The 11,981-nt window shown below is 56.5% G+C and carries 11 protein-coding genes; 8 read left to right on the top strand and 3 right to left on the bottom strand.

All coding sequences use genetic code 11. The features are described from left to right. Positions 1-4 precede the first annotated feature (4 nt). The 5 genes from GE278_19720 (at position 5) to GE278_19740 (ending at position 4,745) form a co-directional block, all read left to right on the top strand. Positions 5-1,534 (top strand): carbohydrate kinase, encoded by a 1,530-nt coding sequence (locus GE278_19720; GenBank protein QLK62839.1) that lies wholly within the window; start codon positions 5-7, stop codon positions 1,532-1,534. Beyond that, complete coding sequence (gene ulaD, locus GE278_19725; GenBank protein QLK62840.1) at positions 1,527-2,186, top strand: 3-keto-L-gulonate-6-phosphate decarboxylase UlaD; 660 nt, start codon at positions 1,527-1,529, stop codon at positions 2,184-2,186. The genes GE278_19720 and ulaD overlap by 8 nt, the downstream gene beginning before the upstream one ends. After that, on the top strand, positions 2,183-3,043 hold the full coding sequence (locus GE278_19730) for an L-ribulose-5-phosphate 3-epimerase (protein ID QLK62841.1): 861 nt from the start codon (positions 2,183-2,185) through the stop codon (positions 3,041-3,043). The genes ulaD and GE278_19730 overlap by 4 nt, the downstream gene beginning before the upstream one ends. After that, complete coding sequence (gene araD, locus GE278_19735; protein ID QLK62842.1) at positions 3,037-3,738, top strand: L-ribulose-5-phosphate 4-epimerase; 702 nt, start codon at positions 3,037-3,039, stop codon at positions 3,736-3,738. The genes GE278_19730 and araD overlap by 7 nt, the downstream gene beginning before the upstream one ends. Before the next feature lie 137 nt (positions 3,739-3,875). Beyond that, positions 3,876-4,745 (top strand): phosphoribulokinase, encoded by an 870-nt coding sequence (locus GE278_19740; protein ID QLK62843.1) that lies wholly within the window; start codon positions 3,876-3,878, stop codon positions 4,743-4,745. A 6-nt stretch (positions 4,746-4,751) separates the two neighbouring features. Here the strand turns inward: GE278_19740 and GE278_19745 are convergent, their stop codons facing one another. Then, positions 4,752-5,936: an amidohydrolase gene (locus GE278_19745; GenBank protein ID QLK62844.1), complete on the bottom strand. Its 1,185-nt coding sequence runs from the start codon at positions 5,934-5,936 to the stop codon at positions 4,752-4,754. Positions 5,937-5,951: 15 nt separating this feature from the next. After that, positions 5,952-7,142: an MFS transporter gene (locus GE278_19750; protein QLK62845.1), complete on the bottom strand. Its 1,191-nt coding sequence runs from the start codon at positions 7,140-7,142 to the stop codon at positions 5,952-5,954. A gap of 214 nt (positions 7,143-7,356) precedes the next feature. On the opposite strand from GE278_19750, the gene GE278_19755 reads away from it, so the two are divergent. After that, the gene (locus GE278_19755) at positions 7,357-8,265 is read left to right on the top strand and encodes a LysR family transcriptional regulator (protein QLK62846.1); all 909 of its coding nucleotides are present in this window, start codon (positions 7,357-7,359) and stop codon (positions 8,263-8,265) included. A 1-nt stretch (position 8,266) separates the two neighbouring features. On the opposite strand, the gene GE278_19760 is transcribed toward GE278_19755, so the two are convergent. Beyond that, on the bottom strand, positions 8,267-8,674 hold the full coding sequence (locus GE278_19760; GenBank protein QLK62847.1) for an OsmC family protein: 408 nt from the start codon (positions 8,672-8,674) through the stop codon (positions 8,267-8,269). Positions 8,675-9,036: 362 nt separating this feature from the next. On the opposite strand from GE278_19760, the gene crp reads away from it, so the two are divergent. Beyond that, positions 9,037-9,669: a cAMP-activated global transcriptional regulator CRP gene (crp, locus tag GE278_19765; protein QLK62848.1), complete on the top strand. Its 633-nt coding sequence runs from the start codon at positions 9,037-9,039 to the stop codon at positions 9,667-9,669. A 61-nt stretch (positions 9,670-9,730) separates the two neighbouring features. Beyond that, a complete protein-coding gene (locus GE278_19770; GenBank protein ID QLK62849.1) occupies positions 9,731-11,806 on the top strand; it encodes a hypothetical protein in 2,076 nt (691 codons plus the stop codon). Positions 11,807-11,981 lie beyond the last annotated feature (175 nt).

Raw genomic sequence — 11,981 nt, forward strand, 5'->3', positions numbered from 1 at the left:
CACCATGACAACTTCCTCACAGGAATACTGGTTAGGCATCGACTGCGGTGGCACCTACCTCAAGGCGGGACTGTACGACCAGACGGGTCAGGAGGCAGGCGTCAGCCGCCAGCCGCTGCCGGTGCTGAGCGACCATCCCGGCCTGGCGGAACGCGATATGCACTCGCTGTGGGATTCGTGCATCAGCTGCATCGCGACGCTGCTGTACCAACAAAACGTCAGCGGCCAGCAGGTGAAAGGCATCGGCATTTCAGCGCAAGGCAAAGGGTTGTTTCTGCTGGATAAATCCGGTGAACCGCTCGGGCGCGGCATTTTGTCATCCGATCGCCGCGCCGGGGATGTGATCGATGCCTGGCAGCGTGACGGGATGCACGAGCACATTTACCCGATGACCCGACAGGCGCTGTGGGCCGGGCATCCGGTGACGCTGTTGCGCTGGATAAAACTGCATCAGCCAGAACGCTATCAACAAATCGGTACGGTGATGATGGCGCACGACTATCTGCGTTATTGCCTGACCGGCGAACGCGGCTGCGAAGAAACCAACATCTCCGAATCCAATCTGTATCACCTGGCGCGCGGCGACTATGCGCCGGAGCTGGCGGAGATGCTGGGCATCGGCGAGATTATCGCCGCGCTGCCACCGGTGGTCGGCTCGGCACAAATCTACGGCAGGGTAACGGAAAGTGTGGCGGCGATGACCGGGCTTGCTGCCGGAACACCGGTGGTCGGTGGCCTGTTCGACGTTGTTTCTACCGCACTGTGCGCCGGTCTTCAGGATGAATTCACCCTCAATGCGGTGATGGGAACCTGGGCGGTGACCAGCGGAATTTCGGCGCAGATCGCCGCGCACGAGAATCATCCCTACGTATATGGCCGCTATGCGGGGGGCGAAGGTTATCTGATCCACGAAGCCAGCCCGACTTCTTCCGCCAATCTCGACTGGCTGAACCGGCAAACGGGCGACGTACCGTTTGAGGAGATCAACCGCGCCGTCAGCGCCTTGCCGAAAGCCAACACCGACGTGCTGTTCCTGCCCTTTCTTTACGGCAGCAATCAGGGCGCAGAAATGACCGCCGGATTCTATGGCCTGCAATCGCTGCACCAGCGCGAGCATCTGTGGCAGGCGGTGTACGAAGGCGTGGTGTTCAGTCACATGACTCATCTCCATCGGATGCGCCAGCGCTTTCCGCAGGCGAAAACCCTGCGCGTCACCGGCGGGCCTGCGCGCTCTGCCGTGTGGATGCAGATGCTTGCCGACGTCAGCGGTATGCCAGTGGAACTGCCGCAGATCGAAGAAACCGGCTGTCTGGGTGCCGCGCTGGCGGCGATGGTCGGCGCGGGCGTTTACCCAACGTTTTCACAGGCTCAGCAACACCTGCGTTATGAGGTGAAACGGCTGGAACCGGACGCAGCCGCGTACGCGGTTTATCAGAAGAAATTACAACGTTACCAGTTCCTGATCGACGCGCTGGGGGCGTATCACGCCCGCTGCGCGACGGCGGGATCACAAGGAAGCCCTGCTCATGACTAAACCTCTTCTCCAGCTGGCGCTGGATCACACAGACCTGACGGCGGCGCTGCGCACTGCCAAAGCGCTGAAAAATCATGTGGATATTATCGAAGCGGGCACCATTTTGTGTCTGTGCGAAGGATTGCAGGCGGTACAAACGCTGCGGGAGCTTTGCCCGGCAAAGATTCTGGTGGCGGATCTGAAAGTCGCGGACGCGGGTGAAACGCTGGCTCAAGAGGCGTTCAAGGCCGGTGCCAGCTGGATGACGGTCATCTGCGCCGCACCGCTGGCTACCATCATCAAAGCCCACGACGTCGCCACCACGTATCAGGGCGAAATCCAGATCGAGCTGTTCGGCAACTGGACGATGCACAATGCGCGCGACTGGTACGCGGCGGGGATCCGTCAGGCGATTTATCACCGTGGGCGCGATGCGCAGGCCAGCGGACAAACCTGGGGACAAGAGGATCTGGATCGCATGAAGCAGTTGTCCGACATCGGTCTGAGATTGTCGGTGACCGGCGGCATCACGCCCGCCGATTTGCCGCTGTTTCGCGATATCGACGTACAGGCGTTTATCGCCGGACGAGCGCTATCGGACGCCGCAAAGCCTGAGCAGATTGCGCAGGCGTTTCATCAGCATATCAACGCCATCTGGGGGGCGACCGCATGAGAAAGCATCCGCTGGGCATCTACGAAAAAGCGCTGCCAAAACACCTGAGCTGGCCGGAAAGGTTGGCGCTGGCGAAAAGCTGCGGTTTCGATTTTGTCGAAATGTCGGTGGATGAAACCGATGAGCGCCTGTCGCGCCTCGACTGGAGCATCACGCAGCGTGTGGCGCTGGTCGAAGCGATGATGGAAATCGGCGTGGCAATCCCCTCGATGTGCCTCTCCGCTCACCGGCGTTTTCCGTTTGGCAGCCACGAGGAAAGCCTCCGCCAGCGCGCGCGGGAGATCATGCTCAAGGCGATCAAACTGGCACGGGATTTAGGGATCCGTACCGTGCAGTTAGCCGGTTACGACGTCTATTACGAAACGTCCGATCCCGGTACCCGCGAACGGTTCGCCGAAGGGCTGGCTTGGGCGGTGGAACAGGCCGCAGCCGCACAGGTGACGCTGGCGGTGGAAATCATGGATACCGAATTCATGAACTCCATAACTAAGTGGAAAGCGTGGGACGCCCGTCTGAATTCGCCATGGTTCAGCGTTTATCCGGACATCGGCAACCTTAGCGCGTGGGGCAACGATGTGGCGACGGAGCTGGCGCTCGGCATAGATCGCATCGCGGCCATTCATCTGAAAGATACCTATCCGGTCACCGCGACTTCGCAAGGGCAGTTCCGCGATGTGCCATTTGGCGAAGGCTGCGTCGATTTCGCCGGATTCTTCCGCACGCTGGCCGGACTGAATTATCGCGGCGCATTTCTGATCGAAATGTGGACGGAAACCGCCGCCGAGCCGGTGCTGGAAATCATCAAAGCGCGACAGTGGATTGAAGCCAAAATGCAGGAAGGAGCATTCACATGTTAGAAGAACTGAAACAACAGGTGCTTGCCGCTAATCTGGCGCTCCCCGCCCATCATCTGGTGACATTTACCTGGGGTAACGTCAGCGCCATCGACCGTGAAAAAGGGCTGATGGTGATCAAACCCTCGGGCGTCGATTACACCGCAATGACCGCTGACGATATGGTGGTGGTAGATCTGTACACCGGCGAACGCGTCGAAGGCAGCAAAAATCCGTCGTCGGATACCGACACGCATCTGGCGCTCTACCGGCAATTTCCCGACATCGGCGGCATTGTGCATACGCATTCCCGCCATGCAACCATCTGGTCACAGGCCGGGCAGGATTTACCAGCGTGGGGTACCACGCACGCGGATTATTTTTACGGCGACATTCCCTGCACCCGTCCGATGACCGAGGCGGAAATCAGCGGTGCGTACGAACTGGAAACGGGCAACGTCATTATCGAAACCTTCCGGGAGCGTCAGCTGGAGGCGATGCAAATCCCGGCGGTGCTGGTGCATTCGCACGGGCCTTTCGCGTGGGGGAAAAATGCCGCTGACGCCGTGCATAACGCCGTGGTACTGGAAGAGTGCGCCTATATGGGGATTTTCTCGCGCCAGATTACACCCGAACTTCGCCCGATGCAGCCCGCGCTGATGGACAAACATTACCTGCGAAAACATGGCAAAAACGCCTATTACGGGCAACTGAAATAACCGGTCGTTGCCTGTCACTTCTGGAATAGATATGGTAACAATAGGCTTAATTATGCGCAGCGTGGACGCCAGGTCTTCGATCACAGAAAAGACCGGGGCACGCCTGCCAGCATCACCTTTATGGAGAACAGCGCATTATGTCAGCCAAACATCCTGTTATTGCAGTCACCGGTTCGAGCGGTGCAGGCACCACTACCACCAGCCTGGCTTTTCGTAAGATATTCCAACAGCTTGGCCTGCGCGCGGCCGAGCTTGAAGGCGACAGCTTCCATCATTTCACCCGCCCGGAAATGGATGCGGCGATCCGTAAGGCGCGCGATCTGGGGCGTCATATCAGCTATTTCGGCCCGGAGGCCAATGACTTCGGTCTGCTCGAAAAAAGCTTCATCGAATACGGCCAGACGGGGACCGGGCGTTCGCGTAAGTATCTGCATACTTATGACGAAGCCGTTCCTTACAATCAGGTGCCGGGAACCTTTACGCCGTGGCAGGCGCTGCCTGAGCCAACCGATATTTTATTCTATGAAGGGCTGCACGGTGGTGTGGTCGCGGACAAAATTGACGTCGCCGCGCAGGTTGATTTACTGGTGGGCGTGGTGCCTATCGTTAACCTTGAGTGGATCCAGAAACTGGTGCGCGATACCGGCGAACGCGGCCATTCCCGCGAAGCCGTGATGGATTCGGTGGTGCGTTCGATGGACGATTATATCAGCTACATTACACCGCAGTTTTCCCGCACACACATCAACTTCCAGCGCGTGCCGACCATCGATACCTCGAACCCGTTTGCCGCCAAAGCCATTCCGTCACTGGATGAAAGCTTCGTCGTGATCCACTTTCAGGGGCTGGATGATATTGATTTCCCGTATCTGCTGGCGATGTTGCAGGGCTCATTTATCTCGCACATCAAAACGCTGGTCGTGCCGGGCGGAAAAATGGGGCTGGCAATGGAGCTGATCATGGCGCCGCTGGTGCAGCGCCTGATGGAAGGGAAAAAAATCGAGTAAATGGGATCAGGCATCGTTCATGAGTAACTGCTGAATGAAACCGACGTGAAGTGTCACGCCAATCTGCATTGCCTCTTCGTCCAGGCGGAAACGCGGGTTATGCACGCCATACGTCGCGCCGACTTTCTCGTTGCCACTGCCGATAAACAGGAAACAGCCCGGCACTTTTTGCTGATAAGACGAGAAATCTTCACCGCCAAACAGCGGTTCATTCACTTCACGCAGCGCCTGCGCACCGAGCGTGTTAGCAATCACCTGACGCGCAATCGCACAGGCGTCGGGATGGTTATCGCCATTGACGTAGCCCCGCGTCCAGCGGATTTCATACTGCGCCCCATGCGCCGCCGTAATCCCCGCAATAATCTGCTCCATCAGTTGCGGTACCTGCTCGCGCACGCCACTGTGATGAGTGCGCAGCGTTCCGGCCAGCTTCACGCGCTCCGGAATAACGTTATAGCTTTCGCCGGTCTGGAAGGTCGCGATGGTCAGTACCGGCACCTGAAGCGGATCGATACGGCGCGCCACCACATTTTGCAACGCCGTCACCACCTGTGCGCCAATCACCACCGGATCGATACACAGATGCGGCATTGAACCATGGCCGCCTTTACCGGTAATGATGATGTCGAAATTATCGGTGGATGCACAGAAGACGCCCTCTTTCAGACCGACTTCCCCAGTGGGAGAATTAGGCATCACGTGCAGACCGAAAATTTTCTCCACGCCGTCGAGCACGCCTAACTCCACCAGCTCCTGCGCGCCGCCCGGTGGCAGCTCTTCAGCGTGCTGGAAGATAAACCGCACCGACCCGTGCAGCGCGGACTGACACTGCGTCAGCACTTTCGCCGCACCCAGCAGCATTGCAGTGTGCGCATCGTGTCCACAGGCATGCATGACGCCCGGTACTGTCGAACAGAACGGCTCGTCGTTTTCTTCCTGAATCGGTAAGGCGTCAATATCCGCCCGCAGTGCATATTTCGGGCCCGGGTGCGCGCCCTGCAAATCCGCCACCACGCTATTGGGCGTCAGGCGCGTCAGAGTCAGACCGCCGAAGCTTTCCAGCTGTTCAGCGATGTAATCTGCAGTTTTATGCTCCTGAAATGACAGCTCAGGATGAGCATGAATATGTCTGCGCCAGCGCAGCACGTCCGTTTTAACCTCAGCCAGCATCGCATCGAAATGAATAGTCATCACACTTTCCCTCAGTTAAGCCGCATCACGCAGCGTTGCGCGCGGTTTCATCGTCAGCGGCAGGATCGCCAGACCGGCCACTACCATCGCCAGCGCCAGAAAAACAAATGTTGAAAGATATCCGTGACTGACGGTGATCAGATATCCCATCGCAATCGGAGCTACAAACCCGCCGAGCGTACCGCCGGTGTTAATTATCCCCATCGCCGCGCCCATGACTTCAGAAGGCAGGCGTTTCATCGGTAGCGTGAAGACGGTGACGAACGCCGCCATCAGGAAAATGTAGCCGAGGAACAGGCATAGTCCGGCAGTCACCGCTGACGTTGAGGTGTACACCAGCCAGATGCATACCGCACTGAGCAGTGCGCAACAGAAAATCACCTTCGGCTCTTTGCCTTGCATGTAGCGCCCCACCAGCCATCCGGTCGCCAGCGACGAAATCCAGATACCGAGCCCGCCGGTGGCGACCACCATGCCGGACACGTCGAGCGACATCCCGCGCTGCTGCACCAGATATTTCGGCAGCCAGGCCATCAGCCCGTAGGAAGGAATGTTGATGCAGAAAATGGAGACGAATAGCAGCAGGACGATCGGGTTTTTCAGCAACTCGCGATAGCCTGTCACCGCGCCGGTGCGGGATTGTGCTGTCGGCGGATTCGGCACGAAGACGATAATCGCCGCAGCAATCACGAACGCCAGCAGGCCAAGGATCGAGAACGAGCCGCGCCAGCCAACACTGTCCAGCGCATATACCGCAATCAGCGGTCCGGCAGTCATCGCAAGACCCGCGGAGGACAGCAGAACGGACTGAGCAAACGTACGTTTTTCCAGAGCGAAATTGGAAACCACCGCTTTAGCGCACGATGAGGGATAGCCCGAATGACCCACACCAGACAGAAAGCGGAACGTCACGAGCAAGCCAAGGCCAAAACCCAGTGCGCCAAAACAGAGGGCGAATCCGCCGAGCAGGCAGAGCGACAATGCCAGCACTTTTTTATAGCCGTAGCGATCGTTCAGCCAGCCCGCGGGTATCTGAAACAGAGAGTACGCCAGAAAGAAAATCCCGGTGATATATCCTAACTGCTCCGGTTGCAGATTAAATTCGCGCTCGATCGGCAGCAGCGCAAAGCCCATCACCGTTTTGTCGATATACACCACCACATAACCGACAAACAGCAGGAAGATCATCAGGGAACGACTTTTCATAGCGGATATCCCTTTTTGTTATCACCGCGTCAGACTTTCTCACTGGCGGGCGAAAGATAAAATGCGACATGTGTCACGTAATCAACTGAATAACAACACATTATTTTCCACAGGACTGACGCTATCAGCTTTACAGCCACGCCATAAGATGCAATTTTTAGGCAGGTGATGCCTTTTACTGATAGGGCGTATGAATGATTAACGAGAGGGCGTGATGCGCTATTTGCCGAAACTCCAGCAACTGAAGGTTTTCCAGCAGGTTATCCGCAGCGGCAGTATTCGCGGCGCGGCGCGGGCGATGAATCAGTCGCAGCCGGCGGTCAGCAGAACGCTGCGCGAACTGGAACAAACTTTGGATACGCAACTTATCGTACGCGGCAATCAGGGCATGGCGCTGACCGAAACCGGCCGCGCGTTTGCCCAGCGAATGCAGTTTATTCTCGAAGAGCTGGAGCGCGCCGCCGAAGAAATCCAGCAAATCAATCAGTATTCGCAAGGCTCGGTGGCGATCGGGTTTTCGTCGCTGCTGGCGCTGACGGTATTTCCGGCGCTGAACGGGGAATTCAAGACGCAGTTTCCGCAGTCGAAACTGTTGATCAAAGAAGGCCAGCTGTCGGTGCTGCTTCCGGCGCTGCGCGAAGGAAAACTCGATTTCGCCGTCGGTACCGCCGGGCCGGGATTTCCGCTGGAAGATCTGGTACGCGAACCGCTGTTCTCCGCCCCGTTCGGGATTATCGCCCGCCGTGACCATCCGCTGGCAAATGCCACCCGACTGGAAGAATTACAGGATGCGCGCTGGGTGTTGCCGGAAACGGACATGGGCTATTACCAGCAGTTACAGCTGGCGGACGGGTTTTATCAGACTGGAAGTGAAACGCCGGTGCGCACTGATTCGGTGGTGTGCGGGCTGAATATGGTGTTGCAGTCGGATTATCTGACCATCGTGGCGCGGGCGATGCGGGCGCCGTTCGGCTTGCAGGAGCAGCTGTGTCTGCTGAATATCGACACCCTGCCGCAGGCGGAGTACTGCGTGCTCTATTCGCAAAAATCGCCGCTGACGTTTGCCGCGCGGCGATTTTTGGATTTACTGCGCCATCAGTGCCAGTCGTATGACTGGTCGTGACTTATTCCGCTTCGATCACTTCAAAAGTGTGGGTGATCGACGCCGCTTTCCCCAGCATCAGAGAAACAGAACAATATTTCTCGGCGGACAGGCTGACGGCACGCTCGACAATTTTATCCGTCAGATTTTTACCGGTGACGATAAAGTGCAGATTAATGTGCGTGAACAGACGCGGCGCTTCTTCGCGACGTTCTGACGTCAGTTTCACTTCACAATCGCGGACATCGTTGCGGCCTTTTTGCAAAATTGACACCACATCGATCGCGCTGCAACCGCCTGCGGACATCAGCAGCATTTCCATCGGGCTCGGTGCTTTATCGCCCGCATTGCCATCCATCGTTATCTGATGGCCTGACGCTGACTCTCCTAAAAACGTCAGCCCTTCTACCCATTTTACGCGTGCGTGCATGTCATATTCTCCCGGTGAATAAACTCGTCAAATTCTCCCCTCAGACTACCCTTTCACCTAAAATCTGGCAACGTAACCCGATCGCCATCATGCTGAAGCGAGACAACAGAAGACAGCATTGCAAACCTGTGTTACAAACAAAGCCGAAACATACTTTCCAGCAAATTGCGGTGACGGTTTTCGCGGTTTAAGAACAGAACCCAAGGTGATAACGGCAATATACAGCCGGTTTCACTCCGACATCCGCTTGCAGCATTTCTGGGGAGCTATATGCTGAAAGGGCGCATTAATATTCAGACGCCGTACAGGGAACTCTGAGCCCTGTGATTTTGGGCAGCGATAATAACAGAGGATAATAGCAAATGGTTCTCGGCAAGCCACAAACAGACCCGACTCTTGAATGGTTCCTGTCTCACTGTCATATACATAAGTATCCTTCTAAAAGTACGCTGATTCACCAGGGTGAAAAAGCCGAAACGCTTTACTACATCGTGAAAGGGTCGGTTGCCGTCCTGATTAAAGATGAAGAAGGCAAAGAGATGATACTTTCCTACCTTAACCAAGGTGACTTCATCGGCGAGCTGGGACTCTTCGAAGAAGGTCAGGAACGCAGTGCCTGGGTACGAGCTAAAACTGCCTGTGAAGTGGCTGAAATTTCTTATAAAAAATTCCGCCAGCTGATTCAGGTTAACCCAGACATCTTGATGCGCCTCTCCGCGCAGATGGCAAACCGTCTGCAAATGACGTCTGAGAAAGTCGGTAACCTTGCTTTCCTCGACGTAACGGGCCGTATCGCTCAAACCTTGCTGAATCTGGCCAAACAGCCAGATGCAATGACCCACCCGGACGGGATGCAGATTAAAATCACCCGCCAGGAAATCGGTCAGATCGTCGGTTGCTCTCGTGAAACCGTCGGCCGCATTCTTAAAATGCTGGAAGATCAGAGCCTGATCTCCGCACACGGTAAAACGATTGTCGTCTACGGCACACGTTAATCCCTCAAAAATTGGCGCGGCAGCTTACTGTCGCGCCTTTTTTATGGGCTAAGCTTCAGCTATGACGCTATGGAGAAGGCTGTTTTACCACCCTGAAGTGAACTACGCACTGCGCCAGACGCTGGTGTTATGTTTGCCGGTCGGCCTGTGCTGGCTGTTCGGGAATCTGCAAATGGGGCTGCTGTTCTCCCTCTGCCCTGCCTGCTGTAACGTCGCCGGTCTCGATACGCCGCACAAACGCTTCTTCAAACGTCTCATCATTGGTGGCTCGCTGTTTGCGGTCAGCAGTATTTTGCTGCAACTGATGCTGGAAAACTGGCACATACCGCTGCCGCTCATCATGCTCTCACTGGCCTTACTGCTCGGCGTCACCGGTGAAATCAGTCCGCTGCATGCGCGACTCTTGCCCGGCGCGTTGGTGGCGACCATTTTTACTCTGAGCATGGTCGGCGTCAGGCCGATGTGGCAGGCTCCCGCCCTGTTCGCCGCCGGTACCGCCTGGTACGGCCTGTTCAACTGGGCGTGGTTTCGCATCTCCAAAGAGCAACCGATGCGTGAAACCCTCAGCCAGCTGTATCTGCAACTGGCGGATTATTTCGAAGCCAAATACAGCCTGCTGACGCAACATACTGATCCCGAAACCGCCTTACCGCCGCTGCTTAAGCGTCAGCAGCAGGTCATCGATCTTATCGCCCTGCTCTATCAGCAACTGCACATGCTGCCGCAGCATGGACATCATCATCACCACAAACGGCTGTTCCAGCGTTTTCAGGTAGCGCTTGATTTGCAGGAGCACATCACCGTCAGCCTGCACCAGCCGGAAGAAGTCCAAAAACTGGTGGAAGAAAGCCATGCGGAAGCGGTGATCCGTCGCAATGCGCAGGTGATTTCCGCCCGGCTGCGTGTGATTGCCGACGACATTCTTTATCACCGGCTTTCCGAGCGTTTCACGATGGCTAACGAACTGGCGGCGCTGGAAAAAATTGCCGCACGCAATCCCGATAATCCGGTCGGGCAGTTCTGCTATTACCATTTCAGCCGCATTGCGCGCCTGCTGCGTACTCAGCGGCCGCTGTACCGCCGCGATTTAATGAATTCTCAGCCGCGCCTGCCTTTCTGGCCAGCGCTGAAAAGTTATCTGTCTTTCAAATCCATTGCTCTGCGCAATGCTGCACGCCTCGGCATTATCCTGGCTATTGGCAGCAGCCTTGGTCTGTTCTTCAATCTGCCGAAACCCTACTGGATTTTGCTGACCATCATGCTGGTCAGTCAGAACGGCTATAACGCTACGCGCGTGCGGATCCAGCACCGTGCACTCGGCACGCTGGCCGGATTACTGATCGCAGCCGGATTGCTGAAACTGGAGCTGCCCGAGGGCATCACACTGTTGTGCATGCTGGTGGTGACGCTGGTGTCGTACACGGTGCTGCGTAAAAACTACGGACTGGCGATGGTCGGGATGACGGTGACGGCGGTCTACACGCTGCAACTGCTGGCGATGAACGGCGTACATTTTCTGGTACCACGGTTAATCGATACGCTCATCGGCTGCGCGTTGGCCTTCGGCGGCACCATCTGGCTGTGGCCGCAGTGGCAAAGCGGATTGCTGCGGCAAAATGCCCATCAGGCGCTGGAAACCGATCAGCAGGCGATCCGCTTGCTCCTGCAAGATAATCCAGACGCCGTAAAACTGGCCTACGCCCGTATGCAGGTCACTCAGGCGCACAATAAACTGTTCACCGCACTGAATCAGGCGATGCAGGAACCGGGATTTAACTCGCATTATCTGGCAGATATGCGTTTGTGGGTGACACACAGTCAGTTTGTGGTCGAGCACATCAACGCAATGACCATTCTGGCGCGCGAGCATTACATGCTGCCGGAGGCGCTGGCGACGGAGTATTTGCAGTCCTGCGAAATCGCCTTGCAAAGCTGTCAGCAGCGGCTGATCTACGACGGTCCGAGCAGCGAGAACACTCTCATTAACACCCCGGATCTGCATCCGGACATGCCGCTGACCGAGATGGAGCGCCACCTGCGTCGAGTGATTTCACATCTGAGCGTCATGCATACGATCTCGTCTTTGGCATGGAAGCAGAGACCGCATCATGGGATCTGGTTGACGCGGAAGGCGTGAAAGGGGTTGAAGCCCCTTTCAAATCCCCGATTTCTGGCTTGCAGCCAGACTGCTTTTAATTGCTGACAGAGATTATTTCGGTTTCTCATGGGCGGGGCTCACTTTACTCGCTGCGCCGAAACCGCCCAAAGGAGGGAAGTGCTTTCCCTCCTTTGGATTCCTCCCCGCTTTTTTA

It is taken from the genome of Enterobacteriaceae bacterium Kacie_13 (assembly GCA_013457415.1).
GTDB lineage: Bacteria > Pseudomonadota > Gammaproteobacteria > Enterobacterales > Enterobacteriaceae > Rahnella.

What these genes read in the sequence shown, in the direction of transcription:
- GE278_19720 (QLK62839.1), top strand. Translation starts at nt 5, where the DNA reads ATGACAACTTCCTCACAGGAATACTGGTTAGGCATCGACTGCGGTGGC.
- ulaD (QLK62840.1), top strand. Translation starts at nt 1,527, where the DNA reads ATGACTAAACCTCTTCTCCAGCTGGCGCTGGATCACACAGACCTGACG.
- GE278_19730 (QLK62841.1), top strand. Translation starts at nt 2,183, where the DNA reads ATGAGAAAGCATCCGCTGGGCATCTACGAAAAAGCGCTGCCAAAACAC.
- araD (QLK62842.1), top strand. Translation starts at nt 3,037, where the DNA reads ATGTTAGAAGAACTGAAACAACAGGTGCTTGCCGCTAATCTGGCGCTC.
- GE278_19740 (QLK62843.1), top strand. Translation starts at nt 3,876, where the DNA reads ATGTCAGCCAAACATCCTGTTATTGCAGTCACCGGTTCGAGCGGTGCA.
- GE278_19745 (QLK62844.1), bottom strand. Translation starts at nt 5,936, where the DNA reads ATGACTATTCATTTCGATGCGATGCTGGCTGAGGTTAAAACGGACGTG.
- GE278_19750 (QLK62845.1), bottom strand. Translation starts at nt 7,142, where the DNA reads ATGAAAAGTCGTTCCCTGATGATCTTCCTGCTGTTTGTCGGTTATGTG.
- GE278_19755 (QLK62846.1), top strand. Translation starts at nt 7,357, where the DNA reads ATGCGCTATTTGCCGAAACTCCAGCAACTGAAGGTTTTCCAGCAGGTT.
- GE278_19760 (QLK62847.1), bottom strand. Translation starts at nt 8,674, where the DNA reads ATGCACGCACGCGTAAAATGGGTAGAAGGGCTGACGTTTTTAGGAGAG.
- crp (QLK62848.1), top strand. Translation starts at nt 9,037, where the DNA reads ATGGTTCTCGGCAAGCCACAAACAGACCCGACTCTTGAATGGTTCCTG.
- GE278_19770 (QLK62849.1), top strand. Translation starts at nt 9,731, where the DNA reads ATGACGCTATGGAGAAGGCTGTTTTACCACCCTGAAGTGAACTACGCA.